Source organism: Microbacterium sp. (assembly GCF_051860965.1).
Lineage (GTDB): Bacteria > Actinomycetota > Actinomycetes > Actinomycetales > Microbacteriaceae > Microbacterium.
Genome location: NZ_JBIMKU010000008.1, coordinates 215,288 through 236,011, shown reverse-complemented (window position 1 = coordinate 236,011; position 20,724 = coordinate 215,288). Strand labels below are relative to the sequence as shown.

Annotated in this window: 17 protein-coding genes; 5 read left to right on the top strand and 12 right to left on the bottom strand. The window is 63.7% G+C overall.

Translation table 11 applies throughout. The features are described 5' to 3' along the window. Positions 1-145: 145 nt before the first annotated feature. Both ACTIFV_RS16160 and ACTIFV_RS16155 read right to left on the bottom strand, forming a co-directional pair. Entirely contained in the window at positions 146-1,237 is a 1,092-nt protein-coding gene (locus ACTIFV_RS16160) for a DUF2510 domain-containing protein (RefSeq protein ID WP_439593822.1), read from the bottom strand. Between the two features lie 358 nt (positions 1,238-1,595). Continuing rightward, positions 1,596-1,871 (bottom strand): YegP family protein, encoded by a 276-nt coding sequence (locus tag ACTIFV_RS16155; RefSeq protein ID WP_439593821.1) that lies wholly within the window; start codon positions 1,869-1,871, stop codon positions 1,596-1,598. A 50-nt stretch (positions 1,872-1,921) separates the two neighbouring features. On the opposite strand from ACTIFV_RS16155, the gene ACTIFV_RS16150 reads away from it, so the two are divergent. Next, positions 1,922-4,654 (top strand): AAA family ATPase, encoded by a 2,733-nt coding sequence (locus tag ACTIFV_RS16150; RefSeq protein WP_439593820.1) that lies wholly within the window; start codon positions 1,922-1,924, stop codon positions 4,652-4,654. A 673-nt stretch (positions 4,655-5,327) separates the two neighbouring features. Here ACTIFV_RS16150 and ACTIFV_RS16145 read toward each other — a convergent pair. From ACTIFV_RS16145 to ACTIFV_RS16125, 5 genes are all read right to left on the bottom strand, one after another. Beyond that, positions 5,328-7,304: a hypothetical protein gene (locus ACTIFV_RS16145; RefSeq protein WP_439593819.1), complete on the bottom strand. Its 1,977-nt coding sequence runs from the start codon at positions 7,302-7,304 to the stop codon at positions 5,328-5,330. Between the two features lie 124 nt (positions 7,305-7,428). Then, positions 7,429-9,900 carry a family 78 glycoside hydrolase catalytic domain gene (locus ACTIFV_RS16140; protein WP_439593818.1) on the bottom strand — a complete coding sequence of 824 codons (2,472 nt, stop codon included), beginning with the start codon at positions 9,898-9,900 and terminating at the stop codon, positions 7,429-7,431. Between the two features lie 115 nt (positions 9,901-10,015). Next, positions 10,016-11,260: an ABC transporter substrate-binding protein gene (locus ACTIFV_RS16135; RefSeq protein WP_439593830.1), complete on the bottom strand. Its 1,245-nt coding sequence runs from the start codon at positions 11,258-11,260 to the stop codon at positions 10,016-10,018. 81 nt (positions 11,261-11,341) lie between these two features. Further along, the gene (locus ACTIFV_RS16130) at positions 11,342-12,166 is read right to left on the bottom strand and encodes a carbohydrate ABC transporter permease (RefSeq protein ID WP_439593817.1); all 825 of its coding nucleotides are present in this window, start codon (positions 12,164-12,166) and stop codon (positions 11,342-11,344) included. Then, positions 12,166-13,002, bottom strand: coding sequence for a carbohydrate ABC transporter permease (locus ACTIFV_RS16125; protein ID WP_439593816.1), 837 nt, complete (start codon positions 13,000-13,002; stop codon positions 12,166-12,168). The genes ACTIFV_RS16130 and ACTIFV_RS16125 overlap by 1 nt, the downstream gene beginning before the upstream one ends. 249 nt (positions 13,003-13,251) lie before the next feature. Between ACTIFV_RS16125 and ACTIFV_RS16120 the strand changes: the two genes are divergently transcribed. The 3 genes from ACTIFV_RS16120 to ACTIFV_RS16110 are packed head-to-tail and all read left to right on the top strand — an operon-like array spanning position 13,252 to position 16,193. Beyond that, positions 13,252-14,742: a hypothetical protein gene (locus ACTIFV_RS16120; protein ID WP_439593815.1), complete on the top strand. Its 1,491-nt coding sequence runs from the start codon at positions 13,252-13,254 to the stop codon at positions 14,740-14,742. Positions 14,743-14,774: 32 nt separating this feature from the next. Beyond that, the gene (locus tag ACTIFV_RS16115; protein ID WP_439593814.1) at positions 14,775-15,812 is read left to right on the top strand and encodes a LacI family DNA-binding transcriptional regulator; all 1,038 of its coding nucleotides are present in this window, start codon (positions 14,775-14,777) and stop codon (positions 15,810-15,812) included. 39 nt (positions 15,813-15,851) lie between these two features. Continuing rightward, positions 15,852-16,193, top strand: coding sequence for an L-rhamnose mutarotase (locus tag ACTIFV_RS16110; protein WP_439593813.1), 342 nt, complete (start codon positions 15,852-15,854; stop codon positions 16,191-16,193). 576 nt (positions 16,194-16,769) lie between these two features. Here the strand turns inward: ACTIFV_RS16110 and ACTIFV_RS16105 are convergent. Further along, positions 16,770-16,991, bottom strand: coding sequence for a hypothetical protein (locus ACTIFV_RS16105; RefSeq protein ID WP_439593812.1), 222 nt, complete (start codon positions 16,989-16,991; stop codon positions 16,770-16,772). A 155-nt stretch (positions 16,992-17,146) separates the two neighbouring features. Between ACTIFV_RS16105 and ACTIFV_RS16100 the strand changes: the two genes are divergently transcribed. After that, positions 17,147-17,416 (top strand): hypothetical protein, encoded by a 270-nt coding sequence (locus ACTIFV_RS16100; RefSeq protein ID WP_439593811.1) that lies wholly within the window; start codon positions 17,147-17,149, stop codon positions 17,414-17,416. 69 nt (positions 17,417-17,485) lie between these two features. Here ACTIFV_RS16100 and ACTIFV_RS16095 read toward each other — a convergent pair whose 3' ends face one another. The 4 genes from ACTIFV_RS16095 to ACTIFV_RS16080 are packed head-to-tail and all read right to left on the bottom strand — an operon-like array spanning position 17,486 to position 20,722. Then, positions 17,486-17,938 (bottom strand): single-stranded DNA-binding protein, encoded by a 453-nt coding sequence (locus tag ACTIFV_RS16095; protein ID WP_439593810.1) that lies wholly within the window; start codon positions 17,936-17,938, stop codon positions 17,486-17,488. After that, positions 17,935-18,492 (bottom strand): hypothetical protein, encoded by a 558-nt coding sequence (locus tag ACTIFV_RS16090; protein WP_439593809.1) that lies wholly within the window; start codon positions 18,490-18,492, stop codon positions 17,935-17,937. Before ACTIFV_RS16090 ends, ACTIFV_RS16095 begins: the two co-directional genes overlap by 4 nt. After that, positions 18,489-18,890 (bottom strand): hypothetical protein, encoded by a 402-nt coding sequence (locus ACTIFV_RS16085; protein WP_439593808.1) that lies wholly within the window; start codon positions 18,888-18,890, stop codon positions 18,489-18,491. The genes ACTIFV_RS16090 and ACTIFV_RS16085 overlap by 4 nt, the downstream gene beginning before the upstream one ends. Then, positions 18,887-20,722: a type IV secretory system conjugative DNA transfer family protein gene (locus tag ACTIFV_RS16080; protein WP_439593807.1), complete on the bottom strand. Its 1,836-nt coding sequence runs from the start codon at positions 20,720-20,722 to the stop codon at positions 18,887-18,889. Before ACTIFV_RS16080 ends, ACTIFV_RS16085 begins: the two co-directional genes overlap by 4 nt. Positions 20,723-20,724 lie beyond the last annotated feature (2 nt).

Sequence of the window (20,724 nt, the reverse complement as noted above, 5' to 3'; positions counted from 1 at the left end):
TCACGCCGAGCGAAAGCCGCGACCTCAGGATACTGACCAGGAGACAACGCCCTGGGCCAGATCAGAGCGACACCCCTGGGCCAATTCAAGTTGACATAGTCACGTGTCCCGTGATGCACGGAACACGTCACCCCCGCGTGGTGGATCAGAGGTGCGGGAACGCAGTGATCGTCGAATCGATCGGAATCTCCCACAGCGACGAGTTCCAGGCAGCAGTACCGCCTGCGGGTACACGGTCGGTGTACGTGAAGTCCACACCGATGATCGTGCCGGCCGCGTCACGCGCCACCAGGTCGATGCGGACCATTTCCTGATCCTCGGAGAAGTTCGACGTCACCGTGCCTGTGGTGGTCACCCAGTCGTACTCCTGCGCCGACGTGATCTGCCCCATCGTGAAGGACCCGGTCTCGTTCAGCGGCGAGCTCGTCGCGGCGGAGGCTTGCGGGCCACGCACCTCAATGTGGTCGATGGCCCCGGCGCCGATCTGTAGGAACCGGCCAACATACATCGAGGTGCCTTGCAGGATCGTGCCGTAGGTCGAGTCCGTGTCCAACAGCACGCCGGCGGCGTCGTAAGCCTCTACCTCGATGGATGCCAGTGACGTGAACACGTAGTCCTCATTCGGATTCGTGACCTCGACGGCGTACCACCCGTAGCCATTCGAATCCATTCCCCAGGCCTGCTCGCCGAGCACTAGATCGACGGGGCCGGCGGTAGCGGGCTCATCCTGGGCCGAATCGTCGTCGGCCACCTCCGACGTACCAACGTCTTCGAGGACGGCGTCGTTGAGCGCGTCCGATACGGCGCCTGCGGCCAGCGAGAAGAACACCACGACTCCGACGATGGTGCCGATGATCGACACGATGATCGCCGTCAGCCCCAGCCACTTCGGCTTACCCTTTTGGACCAGGGCGACGATACCCAGGACGAACCCGATTGGCAGCAGTACCCAACCGACGATGAGCGCGCCCGGGATGCAAGCGAAGATGAACCCGACCGCGGAGACCGCCAGGGCTACGATGCCGAGGATGTTGCGGGACATCTTCGGTGCCGGCTCGGCGGAGGGCTCTGCCACCGCGGTGGCCACTGGCGAGACTATCGCGGCGCCGGTGTCGGCGAGGGGCGCAACTGGGCGCGCGTGTACAGTCCAGGTCGTGCCGTCCCAGTAGCGCTCCTGACCGGTGATTCGGTCGGGATACCAGCCGGCGGGTGCCGGGGGAGTTGTGGCGTCAGACATGTGGTTCCTATTCTTTCCGCGACGAAGGGCCGACTTTGACGGCAGCGGTTAGGTCGCCCTCGAGACCATGGATTCACCAACCCAACATTGATGAGAGGATTCTCATCTTGCCAGAACCTCGGCTCAGCGGTAGTTCGAGCGCGGCGCACTCTCGGCTGCGCCGCGCTCGACGGCAGTCCCTAGGGCATAGTTTGGTCTCGGTCTCTGCGCGGATCTCGGTCGGTTGGCGCGAGATCAGACCGTTGTCCGCATCATCGTTTCGGACGAGGAGGCGGTGCTCCGATAGCCGGTCCGCAGGTAACGCCCGCTAAGGCGCCACAAACCAAAGCCACCTCGTCGGCCGCGGATCCGTAATCGCTCAAGGCCTATGGGTCGCGTCGGGTGTCGAAATTGAGCGTATGCCCTCACTGGGCTCGATGCCGTTCGGCGCGGTCGCCTTCGAGTTGTAAGCCTTGGACGAGGCGATCATCTCGCCGTTACAGGCCTTGGGTCGAAAGCGGAAGTTCGCGTTCTCGTCACCCTTGATATCGCACTTGCCAGCCAAGCGATCCTCCTGACTCAACGCGGCCGAAGCAGCCTCATCACGATCGACGCCAGTCGAGCAATGAACGGAACAGGCAATGCACGCAGGCACCAATGTGTAATTGCTTCACAGATACGCATCGACGGCGTACCCTTGAGGTCATGCGAGGCGGTCTGGAGAGGTGGAAGCGGGGCGCGGGTTCGGGTGGCCTACGGCAGGCGGTCCGCTACGCGTTCGAGGGGACCTGCGACTCGCACTTCAACAAGTCGACAGGCGTCGCAGCGCTCGAAAGCTATGCGAACGCGGCGACGATCTCGCGGTTCACCGTGACCGACGACGGCATCGCGCAGGACTCGCTGGATCCGGAGCAGCTGCGGGCCTGGGTGGATGGCCGTGACCCGCTAACTGGTGAGGAGCGCGGTCTGCGGCATGCCGCGGCCAACGCGGATCTCGTCCTGGATGGGACGGTGAACGCGTCGAAGACGTTCAGTATCGCGGCGCTTCTGCATCCCGAGATCGGCGCGGAGTTCGAGCGCCTGCAGGATCGTTTGCGGGATCGGATCGTCCGCACGTGGCAGGCCGAGTTGAACGCACGTCGCGGGCATGGCGGGCTGATCCAGGAGGAGATCACGCAGATCGAAGTTGTCGAGCTGCAGCATCGCCGCTCGCGTGCCCTGGATCCTCACATCCATCGCCACCTCTGGCTGAACGTCAAGGTCCTCGGTCGGGACGGGCGTTGGTCGAATGTGGACTCGAGGGTTGCGATGAAGCTGCACACGCTCATCAACGCGGAAGGTGACCTGGCTGCGAGGACGGACCCGGAGTGGGTCGCGGTGCTCGCGAAACATGGGTACACCGTCGATGCGGATGGGGAGATCGCGCAGCTCGCGCATGCTGTTCGTCCACTGTCGCGGCGCTCGAATCAGATCGAGGTGAATCGTGCTCGGCTGGTCGCGGGGTGGCGGGATGCGCATCCCGGTGAGGAGCCGAGCTACGACGTCCTCCGCCAGGTTGATCGTCGGGCCTGGGCGACCTCTCGAGCGAACAAGCCAGGCGTCGTGGATGAGACGAAATGGGAGGAGGTGGTGCGGAACGAGCTCGCGGACATCGATCCTGCCCTGGCGCGCCGCGCTGGCCCGGCGGTGGTGCAGTCGAGGTTGATCGAGGATCTGGACCGCGGGTTGTTGGCGGAGATGGCGATCGTGGATGCCGACGAGCGGTCGACGGGAACGGGTGGGCGGTTCGGCCGTTTCGATGTCCGCGCGGGCGCAGTCAGGGCGATCTCCCGCTCCGGAGTCGTCGCCCGTCGAGACGAGCTCGAGGGGCTCATCGGAGAGGTGACGGCGGCCGCGGTCCGCAGGACCGTGAAGCTTCTCGAGGGCACGGGTGAGCCTGGTCACGTGAAGTGCCTGATGTCCTCGGACACGGTCCGTTTGAAGATCAGGCTCGCAGGCCTGCTCGATGCGCTTGCCACCCCCGGCCGCGCGGTGCCGCGCGATGTGATCCGACGCCTCGCAGCTCGGGTGCTGGGGACGGCGGCGCTCGACGAGGCGCAGCTGACTGCGGCTCAGGCGATCGCCGGCGACGATCGCCTGGTCACCGTCACCGGACCCGCCGGCGCCGGGAAGACGACCATGCTCCGTGTGGCGCACGCCGCCGTCACTCATCGCGGCGGACGGATGGTGGTTGTCGCGCCGACCAAGAAGGCGGCGACGGTCGCCGCGCGGGAGATCGGAGCGACCGCGTCGAGCATTCACTCCCTGCTTCTGGACCACGGCTTCCGTTGGAGTCGTGACGCGTCCGGTGCGCAGGTGTGGACGCGGCTCGCACCGGGCGACATCGATGACGCGACGGGGATCCCCTACTCGGGTTCGACCCGCTTTGCGATCGGGCGGAGGGATCGGGTCGTGGTCGACGAAGCCGGCATGGTCGACCTTTACACTGCCGCGGCGCTTGCCCAGATCGCGGTCGAGACCGGCGCCCGCCTCGCGTTCGTCGGTGACCCGTGCCAAGCGCTCCCCGTCGGCCACGCGGGAGCCATGGCCGCTGCCACACGACGTGCAACCACCACGGTCGAACTTCAATCCGTGCACCGTTTCCACGACCCCGACTACGCCATGCTGAGTCTCCGACTGCGCAACCCCGGCTCCAGGGAGGTCGCACTGCAGGTCGCTGCCGACCTCGACCGGGCGGGCCACGTTCAGACGGTGGCGTCACGGGAGGCGGCGCTGACGGCGATGGTCGACGCCTACTTTACTCATGCGACACGCGGTGATCGCGTGGCATTGGTGACTGGCAACAATGCGGATGCCGACGCGATCAACGAAGCCATCCAGCAGTCCCGTATCGAGCGCGGCGATCTCGATGACCGCCACGTCGCGATCGGGCGAGGGGAGCAACGTCTGCTTGTCGGCGACCTCGTGCAGACGAGACGCAACGACCGCGCCGCGGGTGTCGAGAACCGTGCGTCCTGGATCATTCGCCGCATCACCGACGACTACATCGACCTGATCAGCCCGACCGACGCGGCGGATCTGCGACGCGTATCGCGTGCATACGCCGAGGAGCATGTGCACCTCGCCTACGCGTCCACCGTCCACGGCATCCAGGGCGAGACGACCGACGCCTCCATCGTGGGACCCGACGTCGACGCCGCCGGCCTCTACGTCGGGCTCACGCGCGGCCGCACATACAATGTCGCGATCACGATCGCGCACGACCATCACCACGCCGTGGAGAACGTTGCACGAAGCATGCTCCGGGGCGCCACCGAAGTGACCGTGGAAGACTCGATCCGCGCCGCCCGCGCCGAACTCGCCCGCACCCGACCGACCTACCCGCTCACCACCACACAGACCACGGCCCCGGCCGGCTCACTCAGCGGCACCCGCTAACCACACCCCGAGCACACGATGGTCGACATGATCCCCGTGTGGCCCGCTTCCTCGATCGAGTGGCACGTCACTAAGAAAGATGGACGGTAGCGTTCGGATCGCCGCCAATAACCGATCGGCATGGGTCGAGCAGAGCTCCGATGCTCCATTGCCAACGCCTGTGAACTCGCCGCACTGACTGTCAGGGCATCCCTGCCTGTTGTAGGGAACGCTCAAAGATGTCCGCCGCGACCAAACGAGCACCCTGATTCGCCGCTAGAAATGTCCGCGCTGAGGGGTTTCGTCTGCGACATGCATTATCGGTCAGTAGCGCGATGCGTTCAGACACTGGTCTCACCGATAGTGAGCCTTATGTCAACTCGGTTTAGGCGGGTCGACCGCTCGATAGCTGCGCGTGCCGCCCTGCTGGTCAGTGCATCAGATCGTCGATGATGAGATCCGTGAACGCGGTAGTCAGTAAACGGCGACGGACAGCCGCCAGCGAGTCTCGATCGTCATCCAAAGCCGCTATTTCTGTCCGGAACGCCGCAAGCGGCGAGAGTGCTGCTCGGCAACAAATCAACTGGGGTCCTGCGGGTTTGCCAAGACGGATGGAGTGAAGGGGGGCGCAACGGTAGTTCCGGGCCTGAAGAATGCGAACACACTGCACTCTTCAGGCCCGGAACGAATTCAGCTAGGGCGCTGACTTGTACTGCTGGATGTAGTCGACCGTGAGGTCCCAGTACAAGTCGGGCTGAAGTACGTTGGACGCGTTGAACCACTTCTCTGACGTTGACGCTAGTTGCGACGTGTCGGATACCTGCATACCAGTGTCCTCGGCGAACTCATTGAACGAGTTGATGACGACAGAGTTTGGCAACGGGCTTCGGTTCAGAATTACATCCCAGACCTTCGTGGTGTAGTAGGTGCCCTTGTCCCGGAGTACCGGGGTGTAGCCAGAGATGTGGTTGTTCCAACCCGGCATGGCAACCATGACGTTGGCGTTATCGACGGTTCCGGTGGAAGGAAGCTGCCACCCGTACTCTCCCGCCGTGGCGTTCGGATCGCTAGATGCAAACCTGACTGTGAAGTGATTCGTGGCGCTCTTGTCGCCTGCATACGACTGCCAGGCTGCTTGGTTGGACTTATTGGTGTAGACGACCAGCAGAGGCTTTCCGCCGACCTGGTAGTAATCGTCTCCGTAAGTGGAATTGTTCGCGAACTCTTCCCATGTCTGACGAGCCTCGTTTTCGATTGTCACGGGGTCATTTGTCCATTGCACGCCCCCGATGGCGAAAGCGTACTTGAGGTCGCGGTTGGCAGCGTTAGCGTTCCAGACGGAGAGACGGTTGGCGACGCGAGCGGCGCGGTTGATGATGGCGCCGCTGACATTGTTTAGGCCATTGGTCTCGTCGAGGAGGAGCCAGTCGATCTGCGCGCCAGCGATGGTCGCGATGTGCTCGTCGATAACGGCATTGTTGCCGCTGTCGTACTGCTGATAAGAGCCCAGTGTGTACGGGAGGTACTTGATTGCCGGCTTCCCAGCGAAGCCCTGCCACGTGTTCAGACTCACGGAGTCCGCGGCGCGGTAGCGCTGGACCTGCCAGGTGCCGCCAGACGTGCCGGGGTAGAACGCGATGAGGTCGCGCCATCCGTACGCGTCCCCGCTTGCGGGTGCCATCATGATACGCCCAGCGTTGTTCCCGAATCCGCTGTTGATGAGAGAGTTGCCGCCGTCTATGGCTTTGCTGGCGCGGTCGTATTCACGAGCTACGAGGTCGCCGGGTTGTCCGTCTGCCGTCGGGAGAGCAAGGTCGGAGTTGAAGAAGGCGTAGGGTTCGGCGAAGCCGTCCCCGTTTCCGTCCGCGAGGAAGCGGAATGCCGATCCCACCCCATGGCCGCTGGTCAGGGTCGCGCTTGTACCGAAGGCGGTGCCAGTTGAGAGTGACCGAGTCCATGTCCCGCCGTTGTAGGCGGCTGCGTCTGCACGTCCGTCCTTATTGACGTCAGCCGCGAAGTAGTCTGTCGCGGACGTCCCGAGGCCGGTGGCCCAGGTGCTGACAGAACCGAACGCCGATCCGCTGGACGTGGATGCGACCCATTGGCCCGTGGATCCGTACACCCCGAGCGCATCACTCTTTCCGTCTCCAGTGATGTCTGCAAGGAGCACCCGAGTCGCACCGCCCCCTAGGCCGGACTTCCAAAGGCTGTAGTTGTTGAAGGATGATCCATTCGACAGTGCGACGTACCAGTCGCCGGCCAGGCCGTCGCCGCTGACGTCAGTCGTGAAGAATGCGATCGCGTCGGCCCGGTTGTCGCCATTGACGTCCGCGACAAGCTGGGTTGTCGAACCTGATCCGTGTCCTGTTCTCCAGGCGCTGGGCGTGTTGAACGCTGTTCCCGACGAAGTGGCTACGTCCCAAGTACCAGCAGTGAAAGTGATCGCGTCGGCTTTGCCATCGCCGCTGACATCTGCGGCGAACTGATTCGTTGACGACCCGCCGAACCCTGTTCGCCACGTGAGAGGTGGGGCTGTCACCTTCGAGTACCACGTGGCGTACCAGATTCCTACGTCGCGTGGTGCGTCCGCTTGGGATGCGCTGGGACCGACTGCGACGAGACCCGCCGCCGCGACAATGGCCACGGCAAAAGCTCCGACTATTCGCTTCACTGCTCCTCCTTGAGCGATACCAATCGATTGGCATCCACTGCCAATGGTACCGGCTGATGCCGATGATCGCTAGGGTTTCTGTCAGCGTGGGCGGCAGAAAAGGCGAATGGCGCCAGCTTTCCTTTTAAGGTGCGCGATGGAAGACGTGGTGGCCCGGGCCTAGGCGTGATGGGGCAGCCCACGCACTGGGTAACTGGAGCCGTGCGCTCGCACCCACAGGAATGCCGATGCGCAGAATACCCTCGTCGAGGTCCCAGTGGACTGCGTAGTGTCCTTGGGCGGATCGATAGCTGGTTTGCGCGCTCCGCACTCCGGTGAGCATGCGGGGTTCGATCACGACCTTTTTCCAACCGATGTCGTCCGATTCTTGGCGGAGGCCGCCGACGCGCTCATGCAGCCAGTCGTCGATCATGCCGAGCATGAAGTGATTCTGGGAGCCTTCCCCTTCGTCACCACCAGCCATCGTCCAGGTCTCGGTGAGCGCGGTCGCGCCGGAGGCGATTTGGAAGCCGTAGCCAGGGCTGTCGCGGCGCGAGATCAGTGAGTAGAGAGTGTCGTCGGCGTGGTGTGCCGCGAAGAGTCGGATCAATGCGGGCAACGCGATCTCTCCTACGGTGAGGCGGCCATCGGTGGCGATGCGGGCCTGGAGCGCATCCAGAAGCGCGCTTGACGGGCTGGTGTGCAGGTCCGCGAAGAGCGCGATCTCCGCTTGTGTGGAGTGCCGGCCCAAAGGGTGCGCGGCGATCAGCTTGCCGATCGTCTGGGTTCGTTGTGCTCGCAGGTCGGCGGCTAAAGAGTGTTTGCCGACGCTTGCGTAGATGCTCGCTGCATCCTCGAGGATGCGCGCGTACCCCCAGGAAGCGACCAGCGCCCGCGACGTGTCGTGTTCGAGGCCCACCCAGTCTCCGAGTCCGAAATTCAGTAGGCCTTCGGAAGCGCGAGTGGCGAGGTAAGCGAGGTAGCTTTCGATCGCGCCGAGGTTCTCCTCGAGCACGCGTGGGTCTCCATAACAGCGGTAGTGGCTCCAAGTTGTTCGTACGAGTGCTCCTCCCCAATTCGGATCTTCTCGGAACGCGTTGTGATCGCCGCGGAACGGGAGCCCTGTGAAGTCGATGAACTCGGGAGCGATGTTCGGTATAGCTCCCGACTCCAGTTGCGCAGCTCTGATGTGGTGGAGGCTGTCACGCAGATGCGCTTCGACGTCGTAGTTCCTGGCGAGGGCGCCGAAGCAAAGATGCAACTGTTCCAGCCAGCCGAGCTTTTCGCGGTGTGGACAGTCAGTGAAGACGCTGTGCATGTTGCCTTGAACGGCCCGGTCGACCAGCTGATGCAGCCGATCAAGGAACGGGTCGGACGAACGGAAGAGTCCCACCCTCTTGTTGGCGACTCGCACCACTTCTGCAGTCCATGTGCAGCTGCCGGCAGGGGCACCTTCCACTTCGATGTAACGGAATCCGTTGTAGGAGAACTTTGGTGTCCAGTTCGTGGTTTCGTCGGGCGTCGTGAGGCGGTGAAAGATCGGAGATCCGGTGCTCCATTGGGTGACGTGGCCGGAGTCGGAAAGCAGTTCGCCGGGTCGGATGACGAGTTGCTGTGCTGTGCTCGTTCGCAGTCGCGGAGTGCCCGCGATATTGGTCCCGAAGTCGATCAATTCGGAGCCATTGTCCGTACGTGTGACGCTCAACGGATTCAGCGTTTCGGTGACTTCAGCGGGAGGGTGCTCTGGCCACCAGATGGGACGTGTGTCTTCGACCTGCACGGCGGCGACCATCTGGACGGCCTTCGGTGCAATGGTCAGGTCGTGATCTTCGCCGCCGTACCAGTGAGTTGCCGTCGCCGAGGTGCGACCGGTTGTCCAAATCGGGGTGTGTACCTGGCTGAGTCCGTCGAGCTGGTGGTGGTGGATGCGCGTGGCGAGTCGAAGCAACGCTGAGTGGTTGGTGAGCTTCGAGTACCGGTCTACGCTCTGGGTAATCCAGCTCATGCCAGGGGCCAGTTCTATGGCGATCTGGTTTTCCCCCACCCGGAGGTAGGGAGTGAGGTCGATCGAGACGGCGGGGATTTCTGATTTGTATTGTGCGTATCCCGGCGCCAGCCGTTGAGGTAGGGGCAGCCCGTTGATGCTCGCCCATGCGACTCCGGGCGTTGCGATATCCAGCTCTACGGCCTCGTCGTGGGCGGGATCGAATTCGATCTGCGTTAGGAACGCGCGTGCGCCGGTGTCCGCGGCTTCCCGTTCCGACCAGTCCGGGTGCGTGATCCATGCCGGTGCCCACGGACTGTGCCGACGGGCGACGTGCACCTCCGTGAAGTGCTCACCCTCGGCATCGACATACGCGAGACGCCAGTGCACGCGCCGAGATGAGGCGTTGGCCACCGTGACAGCGCACGCGCCCGCGTCGATGCCGGGGATGTTCCATACATCTAGCTCGCCATCCTCAAGTCTCTGCCGTGTTGACGCTCCCTGCAGGACGAGCGCGCCCAGGACCGGCGCATCACTCTGATTGACCGTCCACGTGATCCGTGCGGTGTCGCGGCTTGTCACCGTTGGCGGGGTCCGGCCGTCAAGGCGGACGTCTTTGAGTTCAACAGGCACTGCATTCCTTCTTGTTATTGCAGAGAGATGCCGGGAGGAAGCGGGGGGGCTTCCTCCCGGCGGGAGGCGAACTATCCGAGAACGAGTCGACTCCGGTCAAGCCGCCCGATGCGGACTACTGTGCCGCCTGGAGGGCGGCTTCGAATGCTGCGTCCATCTTCTCGGTAGCAGTTTCGGGGGTATCGCCGCCGTTGAAGAGGGACTGAACGGCCTGGTCGATGCTCTGCACGACCTCGGCTCCGGGCCATTCCTGGTCGGGCCATGCTGCCGTCCTTCCTGCAAGCTGGTACTCCGCGATGACCTGCTGGTTGACACCTTCCGGCGTGAACTCATCCGTGGGCAGCGCGGGTGCGCCCTTTGCCGCGTTGGCAAACAGAATCTGAGCCTCAGGGGTCCCGATGAACTCGACGAACTTCATCGCCAGGTCCTTGTTTTTAGCATTGGCGTTGACGCCAAAGCCGTTGGAGTCCGCGACAGCAAGATAGCGGCTGTCGGGGTCCTCGCTAGTCGGGAACGGTGCGATGGTGTACGTGGTGCCTTCGGGGGAAATGTCCTCCAACCCAGTGGTGTCCGAGAACGCGAAGGTTGCCACGGCGTCTCCGCTGGCCACGAGGGCGGCTGCGGCGTTGTAGTCGGTACCGTTCGGGCCTTCCTGGAAGCAGCCGCGTGCGAGCATCTCCTGCTGGATCGTGTAGGCATCCACCCAGCCGGAATCCGAGAAGCTGACACCTCCATCGAGCTGCTGCGCGGTGAACTGGGGGTCAGGCCCGTAGACCAAGGGGGCAACCATCGCGTAGGTGGGGACGACGCCGCCACCCTTCTGGAAGAGCGCGTAGGCGACCTTGCCCGCTTCCTTTGCACTGTCGCAGAGCGCCAGCACTTCAGAGTAGGTCTGCGGGATGGGGCTCCCGAGCCCTTCAAGTGTCTGGTCGTTGTAGACGGGGCCGAGGGCCAGCGCGCCGACCGGGACGGACAAGATGCGGCCGTCTTCGGTTCCGAACAGATTCAGCTGCTGCGGCGTGAGCTCGCTCGTCCACGGCTGCGCGGCGAGGTCGACGAGGGCGTCCGCCGCATCCAGGCTCAACACCCCGGCGACGTTACCCGCGCCGGGGAAGGTGCGCAGCACGTCGGGTGCGGTGTTGGATGCGAGGCGGGTGCGCAGGAACTCCTGGTACGAGTTCCCACCAGATTGCACTTCAATCTTCACACCAGGATTGGCCTCTTCGAACGCATCGATGACGGGCTGGATACGGACGGTGTCGTCAGTACCGAGTGTGATGACCTGATCGCCGCTTGCGGCTGGTTCAGCTGTGTCGGTGGAACACGCTGCCAGCGTGACAGTCATGCCGGCGGCGAGCATCGTGGCCACGACGATGTGCCTCGAGTGGTGCTTCATGAGTTTCCTTTCGGAGGGTGGGTGATTGCGGGTACGGGACTGTGTTCAGCCCTTCACTCCCCCAGCGAATCCTTGGATGATGTGACGCTGCAGGGCGAAGTAGCCGAGCAGGATCGGTACCGAGGAGATCACGAGGGCAGCAAAGACAAGGGGCCAGTCCGCGGAGTATTCGCGAACGAAGCCGTTGATGCGCACCGGAACGGTTTCCTGTCCGCTGCCGCTGAGGAAGAGCAGCGCGATGAAGAAGTTGTTCCAGATGGCGATCAGGTTAAGGATGGCGACCGTGCCCAGGGCGGGTCGCATGAGCGGGATGATGATGGAGAAGAAGGTGCGAAGCGGCCCGGCGCCGTCCAGTGCTGCCGCCTCCTCGAAGTCCCTCGGGGTCTCGCGCAGGAACGTGGTCAGGATGAAGATGGCGAACGGCATGGCCCCGCCCACGTTGATGATGATCACGCCCCAGGGGCTGCCGACCAGACCGAGGTCCCTGATGCTGGCGAAAAGCGGGAGTACGCCCAGCTGGCCGGGAATGACAAGACCCAACATCAGCAGATAGAACGCTCCGCGGGAAAGCCGGCTCGTCAAGCGAGCAAGCGGGAACGCCGCCAACGAGGCGAGCAACAGGATGATCGCTACCGCGACGATGGCGATGAAAGCGCTGTTTCCGAGTGCGGGTCCGAGACGTCCTTCCTCCCACGCTGCGGCGTAGTTGCCGAACGTGTAATTCCCTGCGATCTCGAATGCTCCCGACGGGTTGCCTTTCGCCTTCAGGGAGACGTTGACGAGCGCCATAAGTGGGATGAAGGAAATGACGGCGACGACCCAGAGCAGGATCTCGAGGGCCAGCGTCCGCGAGGTGTACTTGCCGATCATCACTGCACCTGCCGAGACGTGAGACGGTATTGAACCGCTGCGAGGATGGCAACGACGATCGTCATCACCAGTGCGAGTGCCGTCCCGTATGCGTAATCGCCCAATTGAAAACCGATCTTGTATATCGTGGTGGAGATTGTCTCCGTCGCTGTTCCCGGGCCACCGTTGGTCATTGCGATCACCTGGTCGAACTGGCCGAGCCCGCCGATCAGAGTGAGCAGCAAGTTGATGACGATCGCGCCGTTGAGTAGAGGAAAGGTGATGGACGCGAAACGTCGGACAGGGCCGGCACCGTCGATTGCGGCGGCTTCGGTGAGCTCCACAGGGATTGCCTGCAATCCGGCCAAGAAGATCACCATCGAGTAGCCGCTGAACTGCCAGATGATCGCAACACAGATGGAACCCAGCGCGAAGCGGGGATCGCCGAGCCAATCTTGGGTTAGCCCCCCCAGGCCAACGGCACGGAGTGCGGAGTTCAGTCCTCCCTGCGGGGCAAGAATGTAGCTCCAGATGTACCCGCTCACCAGGGGTGTCAAAACGACAGGGGCGAAGAACAAGACCCTCAGCAAGTTTCGCGTTCGCACAGCGGAGTTCAGCGCCAGCGCCAGCGCGAGGCCGATGGCGTTCTGCAGCAGCATCACGACGATTGCGAGTAGAGCGGTGTTGCCGAATGCTCCGATCGCACGAGGGTCTGACAAGAGCCGCTCGAAATTGGCCAGCCCTACCAGCTCGAATGAGGAGCTAATGCCATCCCAGTCGCTGAATGCGACCACAGCGCCCTGGCCGCTGGGAATCAAGGTGACAAACGCGTAAGCAATCAGCGCGGGCAGTGCCATCCACAACGGCGCGGTAACGCCCCGGAATTTTTTGCGTCGTCCCTCACCGGGGCGCCCACGACGAGATGTCCGTCGGGGCGCCGACGCGGCGGCATCGAACCACGCGGTTCGTCGCGTCGCTACATCCGCCATGGACTTCTCCCCTGCTCGACTTTGAACACTAGTACCAATCGATTGGCATAGTATGCTCGTGTCCCACCGCGTGTCAAACAGCACACGCTCTGCCTTCAACGAAGAGAGCCCAGACCCATGACCGATGTCGTCTTCTCCTCCTCCAGCCCGTTTCGTGTCGCGGTGGAGAAGGACCCCGACATCCGCGCGTCACTTGCCCGGTTGCAACGTCCGGACTATTCCACCGAGTCCGCCATCTCTGAGTCGATGGCGAGCGACTGGCCGGGTGATGTTGCCGGCAGGCTGCTTCTGACGTTGAGCCGGATGGCTCGAAGCGGGCTGGTTCCTCATCAGCGCATTCGCGAGTTGTTCGACGCAATGATCGCCGCCACCGCGGGAGTCGGCCACTTCGGCGCCCCAGCCTCAGAAGTGATAGATGAACAGCAGATCGCCTGTCACGGGTGGGTGGTATCGGCCTACCTGCAGTATGGCGCCGTCACCGGAGACCCCCGGGCACTGCCGGCCGCAGGGGCGGTCGTTGACGATCTACTTCTGCCGGGTCTGAGCAAGATCAACGCGTACCCTCGCGAACGTCGGACACTCGATATCGGCGCACCATCGGGCACGGCCACGCAGGAGGTCAACGGGTGGCTACTGTCTACGGACACGTGGTGCGTGCTACTCACTCTGAACGGCGTAGTGCCGCTCTGGGAGGCAACACGTCGCGCGGACCTCGAACAATTGATTCTGGCTCTCGTGTCTCTTGCAGGAGAGATCGACTTCGTTGCAGAGCGCGCTCAGCTTCACGCGACAGTGGCGGCGGCCCGGAACATCGCCCGCTTTGCCGAGCTCAGCGGATCGTCGGAGGCCCGTGACGTCGCACAGAGCATCTACGAGGCATACGTCCACGAGGCGCGCACACTGAACTGGGCCCCGTTCAACTGGTTCGGCCGGCCTGAGACGTGGACCGAGCCCTGCGCCATCGTCGACTCCATCGGACTCGAATTCACGCTTTGGCGGCTCAACGCCGATCCCGTGCATCTCCAGAACCTTCGCCGCATCGAGCTCAATGCCATGGCCTACGCGCAACGAGCAGACGGGAGCTTCGGGTTGGATGCGATCGCGACCGCGGAGCACCCGGAGATCTATTCGATTGCCGACGACGCGTGGTGGTGCTGCACGATGCGCGGTGCGCTTGGTCTAGTGGACCTTCGGGATAGGTCCTTCGAGGTCGCGCCCGATCGGATCCGCGTCCTACTGCCCCGCAGCGGTCGCCTCGAACATCCCAGCCTTCCCGGATGGATTATTGAGTTCACGGCAGAGGACGAACGACTCTCGTGCCGTGTCATCACCGCGCCCTCGGGCGCGGCCCCGATCCTCATTGAACTCCCGCTGACCCAGACCGAGGTGTCCCTGCCGTCTGACGCTGGGGCGAGCGTTACCTTGCGTTTGCCTGTCGAGCACAGCACGCTAGAGGTGGCACCGGGCAAGTTTATGCACTTCCATGCCGACCGGATCATCGACGCCAGTGGTCAACGACTCACCGACGGAGAGCGCTCAATGAACGTCGCTCCGCGCAGGCTTACTTCGACCCTTGAAGAGATCCAAATGACAGAAACCGCCACCTGAGAAGGTCAGGACCAGCAAACGGGGAACCTCACATGACCGATGGCGACGACTCAGAAAACCCGGGAAGTAGGCGCCCCACTCTGAAGGACGTCGCCGCGCGAGCCGGTGTCAGCGAAACGACAGCCTCCCATGTCCTCACTGGCCGACGCTACGTCGCCCAGACGACTCAACAGCGCGTCCGTCAGGTCATGCAGGACCTTCAATACCGACCCAACCAGTTGGCGCGCTCGCTACGCGTGAAGACAACCCAGACCGTCGCCTTCATCGTTCAAGACATCGGAAACGTCAGCGCGACAACCTCGATTCGCGGCGCCTCAACTTATCTGCGCGAACGAGGGTTCACGATCAACATGATCGACTCCCCTGACGAAGGTTTTTCCTCGGCGCTACTTCAAAAGGTGCTCGATCAACTGCCGACGGGTGTCATTTTCTTCGGCCAAGACCCGGAGCCCGCCGCCGCACACCTCCTCGAACAACAAGGCGTGCCCTTTGTCGTGGGAGGACTCGGCGCCGCACACGACGCAGATTGGGACATCGTGTTCACCGATCAACGAAAGATCACTCGTGAACTCACGGCAATCGGACTGTCGCGCGCACCGGGTCGCGTTTGCTTTTTCGGCGGTGACTGGGGAGACGAAGGAGCGAACACCCGACTCCAAGGATTTCTCGACGCCGCCGAATCCGCTCACCGCACCGTCACCGAGAACGACGTCCACCTCGTGCCTTACTCCATTCAGGGAGGGCGAGCCGCCATGGAGATGGAGCTCGACGATCCCCCGGATCTCGTCGTCTGCGGCAGCGACCAAATCGCCATTGGCGCGATCCTCAGGGCACGCGAAGCCGGTATCGCTCTACCAGACGACATGCTGATCTGCGGATTCGACAACAACGACGCGTGCGAGGTCGTCGCCCCCACGCTGACGAGCGTGGAAGTCCACCTCGCCGAGCAGGGGATGCTCTGCGCCGAGATTCTCCTCCGCCGCGTCGACGAGACGCCGTCCGAGCGGACAAAACCCGTCCGCCACGAGGTCCGCCCGACCATCGTCGCGCGCGCTTCTCTGCCTATATAGCGCGCCGGCGATGCGAGGGTGCCCCGAGGAGGCGATGTCATGCAACGAGTGTGTTTTCAGTTGAAGGTCAAGCCCCACCTGGTTTCTTCATACATCAAAGCCCATGCGACAGTGTGGCCCGAAATGCTCCAAGCGATCGTGGACTCAAATCGGCAAAACTACTCACTCTTCTTGAATGAAGACGGCCTACTTGTCGGATACTACGAGACTGAATCGGTTGAAGCCTCGCAAGCGGCGCTCGAGGCAGACCCTCGCACGGCGGCGTGGGAGGCTCGCATGACCGGATACTTCTTGTCACTGAACGGACGTCCCGACCAGAACGCGATCGTTCTCCAACAGGTGTTCAATCTCGAAGAGCAACTGCAAGCGGACGGGTCGTGACACCGGGGGCCCTAGCCCGCGCCGGGCACTGGCACCGCCACGACGGCGATGTTCCCGTTTGGTTGCAATACGACTCTGCGATGGTTCGCATGCTCTGTCGAGTTTGAGTACACCCCACCCGACGTCAGAGCGCAGGGCGATCACCGTCCAGTTGGAATCGGATCCGACTCTTTTGGCGTCGCTCACCGGTGACTCTCAGGGTTCAACCGGACAGATCGCTTGGTCCCGACGGCGTCCTAATTTCGCCGAGCTATCTGATGCCGATGTTGACCTTAAGCGGACCCAGTCAACGCCGTGGTCCAAGCACCGGGATTCACCTGTGGCGGATAGTCAGCCCAACGTCGGCCAGCAGCATCTTTGCCGGTCCCTATCGGCAGAACAAGTTCTGACGTGTGCGGCGCCGCGCCACGCGCCGCGCCACCCCCCGCGTCACAAGCGCACGCCCCGTCTGGCGCGTCCCGCAGACGACTACCCGTGTCGAAATGTCCAGATGGATATCGCGTGGACCTTTCATCCGCGAAAAGGACATTTCAATAGAATCCCTACACCTGTCCGAGACCGCGCCATGCCGCGTGATCATCTGTAGGTGCGGTGGACGTGCCAGTCGCTGTCGGTGCGGAACACGTCGAACACGAACGACTCCTGGTCCGTATTCGTTGCTTGGAACCGCCATCCGTACATCGACCCGTTGTGCTGAGAGAGCGCGGACCAGATCGACTCGCGGAGTCGTGTCGGCGAGTCAGTCACGGTCCAGCGCTGCCCGGCGAAGACCATCCGCGCGGGGATGTCGTCGACCATCCATATCGTGACTTCATGCCCCGTCTCCACCGCGCTCATGATGACAGATCAGAACATAAATACGACTGACGGTACTCTGTTGCTGATCGGCCGGAGGAGGGAGATCCGGGTCTGTGGGGACGAATCGGCGCTACGCGAAGCAGGTGGACCGCCTCATGGACGAGCGCATCCTGCAGCGGGTCGCGGACGAGTATCCCCTCCAATCGTTGACGGAGATGGAAAGACAAGCTGACACCTTGCCCGTTACCCGTGATCCGCAACCCAAGCGGTGTCACGCGTGGGTGAGGTTCGGGCCACATCCGATGCTGGTCGACGCGAAAGTGGCGGTATGGAATGACGTCGCGTGCGGGGTCGTGTTTCACGTCGGTGACAAGGAGTTCCGCTGTTGGGTGTGGGCTAGTGCGGTGAGTCTTGCAGTGGATTGAACGGTGGTCCTAACGCGTGGAAGCGGGGTGAGAGTATGGTGGCTCTCACCCCGCTTCCTGTGTACTCAGTTAGCGAGAGATCCCTGTGGCGGCGTACGAGGCCGGCATGGCTACTGGCCCCGAAGCGGATGTGTCCGCGGCGGGGCCGTTAGCTTTTGGGGAGCGCTCGACAGCGATACCGGCGAACTTGAGCGAGGCGCCGACGTTGTCCGCGACGACGTCGCGGGTCTCACGGGTCTGCCCGGTTTCCTTGTCGGTGTAGGTGCCGAAGCGGAGTTCGCCGGCGACGATCACGCTGTCGCCCTTGCGGAGCGAGTCGGTGATGTGGCGTGCCTGCTGGTTGAAGACGACGACGCGGTGGAACACGGTGCCGGCGTCTTCCCACCGGTTGGTGGTCTCGTTGAGCTTGCGGTCGTTGATGGCGACGGTGAACCGGGCGTACTCGTTGCCTGATTCACCGGTGCCGTGTTCGGGGTCGCCGGTGAGGTTGCCCTCGAGGGTGACGGGGATTCTGGTGGTCATCCTTCTTTCCTTTCCTCGGCCGCACCGGTTGGGGGTGCGGGTTCGGCGTGGGCCTGGGTGGTCCACGCGGTCCATAGGTTCTCGTCGGTCACGTTCGACCAGGTCCGAGGTTTGGTGGTTTGGTGTCGTTCGGAGCATCCGCCGCCGTAGGCGCGGGTGAGTCTGGGCATGGCGATTGCGAGGCGTTCGTGCCAGCCGATGGGCCCGAGCCCTGTGTCGGCGTCGTCGAAGCTGACGACGTGTGCGGTGTAGAGGGCGGTGAGTTCCTCGACGAGCTGCTCGTGCTGCCACCAGCAGTTCGGGACGATGGAGGGTGGAACGTGGTACCGGACGGTGAACCATTCGACCCAGTCCCGTAGGTCCGCCCATACCTGCCCTGCCTCACCGCTGGACAGGTATCGCCAGTTGATGATGTCGGCCGCGATCGGTTCCGAGGACTCATCGCGGTCCACCTGACCGGGAGCCGGCGCCGGTTCAGGTTTGGGGTCTGACGCCGTGACGTCCGCCCATGCGGTGACGGGGTCGACCGGTTCGGGATCGTCGTCCGGGTTCATCGGTTGGTCACCTCCTCAGCGGGTCGGGCGAGCTTGCGTCGGAGGTGCTCGAGCGCGAGGTGGGTGGCGTCTCTGCGGGTGCGGTGGTGGGCGAGGACCTGGTCGCGTTCCAGGAGGCGATGGAGGAGGTCGTGGCAGTACGGGTGGAGGGGGATGAGGTGGTCGTGCGGCTCGTGGGCGACCCAATGCCCGTCGGGGGTGCGGTGGACGCCGGTGTAGTCGGCGTGGTGCAGTTCGAGCATGTCTTTGGCGTCGAGGATGCTGCACGCCTGGCAGCGCAGCGCCTCGCCGGAGCGGACCTGGCGGGTGAACCAGCGGTCGCGTCGGGCGAACCAGGCGGGGGAGCGGAGGTACCCGGTGCGGTAGCCGCGGTCGCGGATCTTGCGACAGTTGCTCATTCGTCTTCCACTCTCTCCGCAGCGACCGCATCTGCGGGATCGTCCGATCCTTTGGGCGTGGGGGACTGGTAGGCGCTGTGGAACACGGATTGCTGCTCGGTTTCGATGAACTTCTTCCCGTGGCGGATGGCTTTGGCGTCCGCGCGTTCGTCCCAACCGGCGAGGTCGAGGAGCACACCGCGTCGATTGCGGTAGGCGAGGAGCCCGAGAGTCTGCGGCATCCGCCGGATCTCGTCGACCGACATCAACGACAGCCGTTCATGATGCTCACTGGTGGAGTGCCCGGCATCGCGGGTGGACCACGACCGCTGCGTGCGGCTCGTGCTCCGGGTACCCAGCAGCGCCTCGATGTCCCGCAGGTGATCGACATGAGACGCACCGCCGAGGAGGACCTTCGCGGTCGCGGCGGCCCAAATGGTGTCGGCCTCGGCGCGCGACCACGCGGTCTCGGCTTGGGAGAGGGCTTGGAGGACGACGAAGGTGCAGATCCCGCGGCCGCCGCCGTCCGCCATGGTGCGCGGGAGGTTGGCCCAGCGGAACATGTTCACGATCTCGTCGAGGATCAGTCCCAGGGGTTTGTGCAACCTCGACCCGGTGGAGGCGAGCGCTTTCGCTCGTGCGACCTCGACGATGTCGTCGAGCACGGCGCCGAGCCATCCGCCCATGGCGGACGCCCCGGATGCGGACCCGATCAAGTAGAGAGTGTTGGCGTCGTCGAGGAACTCGCGGGGATGGAAGACGGCGTCGCCCGGGCGAGGGCTCAGCGTGTCGCGGATCTGGGGGACGGCAAGTGGGGCAACGGCGCCCTGCACACCGAACCAGATCGAGGACGCGAGCTTCTCGTCCCCGGTGATCGTCGACTCCAAGCTGTCTCCCCACCCCGGGGCACCGTCGGAGCGGAGCATCTCGACCGCGGTTCGCGCCAGCGAAGGTGAGGACCCCCATTCGTAAAGGTCACCGACGGCCCGATTGCCGACGGCCGCGGCATGCAGCAGCCGCGCCAGGACGACACCGGATGCTTGCGCCCACTCCTGGTTGGTGTTGGAGGTGCCCAGGGCGGTGCCGGTGATGATGGCGTTACCGCGCTGCATCGCAACCAGAGGGTCCTCGCACCCCACGATCGGGTTGACGCGAAGAGTGTGACGGATGCCGGAGAGACCTTGCGGGTCGAACACGTGGACGGTGCCGCGCTGTTGGCGCATTGCCATCGTCGCGGTGAGGTTGTCGTTCGTGGTCGAGGTGGTGACGAGCGGGCCGGTCCAGTCGAGGATCGCGGAGATCAGTACCCGGTACCCCTTGCCCGATCGGGGTGGGCCTTCGAGCGCGACGGAGTCCTCGATGGACACGTAGACGTCGGATCCACGGGAGCGGCCCACCCTCCAGCCGACGTCGGTTGCGGTCGGGCGCGCAAGGTCAGGGCGGAGCTGCCGGGCGCGGCGGAGGACCGCTCTCGAGGAGAGGTGCTCGCGGATCTCCGCGGAGGTGGCGAACCCGGGTCGGGTGCGGAGGTCGGCAACGAACGACCGGTCCGACTGCCGGTACCGAGAGACCGCCTGCATGATCACGATGACGAGCGCGATGATCAGGAGCAGTGCGATGAGGTCGGCGGTGCGGATCTGCCAGACGGGAAGGTCGCAGCCGGCCGGTGGGGTGTATGCGGCAGGGTCTCCGCTGAGGGCGAGCCAGAGGCCCGAGAACGGGCTCACCGGCTCGGGTCGGGAGCCGCAGAGAAGAGCGGTGATGGCTTCGGCGATGAAGGCGCACGCGAGGCCGAGCACGATCGCTCCAGCGCTCAGTCCGGCGAGGATCTTGCTGAGCGTGCTGTCGTTCATCA

Bases quoted from the DNA above. Each gene is read 5' to 3' on its own strand.
- ACTIFV_RS16160 (WP_439593822.1), bottom strand. From the start codon at position 1,237: ATGTCTGACGCCACAACTCCCCCGGCACCCGCCGGCTGGTATCCCGAC.
- ACTIFV_RS16150 (WP_439593820.1), top strand. From the start codon at position 1,922: ATGCGAGGCGGTCTGGAGAGGTGGAAGCGGGGCGCGGGTTCGGGTGGC.
- ACTIFV_RS16135 (WP_439593830.1), bottom strand. From the start codon at position 11,260: ATGCTCGCCGCCGGCATGACTGTCACGCTGGCAGCGTGTTCCACCGAC.
- ACTIFV_RS16130 (WP_439593817.1), bottom strand. From the start codon at position 12,166: ATGATCGGCAAGTACACCTCGCGGACGCTGGCCCTCGAGATCCTGCTC.
- ACTIFV_RS16125 (WP_439593816.1), bottom strand. From the start codon at position 13,002: ATGGCACTGCCCGCGCTGATTGCTTACGCGTTTGTCACCTTGATTCCC.
- ACTIFV_RS16120 (WP_439593815.1), top strand. From the start codon at position 13,252: ATGACCGATGTCGTCTTCTCCTCCTCCAGCCCGTTTCGTGTCGCGGTG.
- ACTIFV_RS16115 (WP_439593814.1), top strand. From the start codon at position 14,775: ATGACCGATGGCGACGACTCAGAAAACCCGGGAAGTAGGCGCCCCACT.
- ACTIFV_RS16110 (WP_439593813.1), top strand. From the start codon at position 15,852: ATGCAACGAGTGTGTTTTCAGTTGAAGGTCAAGCCCCACCTGGTTTCT.
- ACTIFV_RS16105 (WP_439593812.1), bottom strand. From the start codon at position 16,991: ATGGTCGACGACATCCCCGCGCGGATGGTCTTCGCCGGGCAGCGCTGG.
- ACTIFV_RS16100 (WP_439593811.1), top strand. From the start codon at position 17,147: ATGGACGAGCGCATCCTGCAGCGGGTCGCGGACGAGTATCCCCTCCAA.
- ACTIFV_RS16095 (WP_439593810.1), bottom strand. From the start codon at position 17,938: ATGACCACCAGAATCCCCGTCACCCTCGAGGGCAACCTCACCGGCGAC.
- ACTIFV_RS16090 (WP_439593809.1), bottom strand. From the start codon at position 18,492: ATGAACCCGGACGACGATCCCGAACCGGTCGACCCCGTCACCGCATGG.
- ACTIFV_RS16085 (WP_439593808.1), bottom strand. From the start codon at position 18,890: ATGAGCAACTGTCGCAAGATCCGCGACCGCGGCTACCGCACCGGGTAC.
- ACTIFV_RS16080 (WP_439593807.1), bottom strand. From the start codon at position 20,722: ATGAACGACAGCACGCTCAGCAAGATCCTCGCCGGACTGAGCGCTGGA.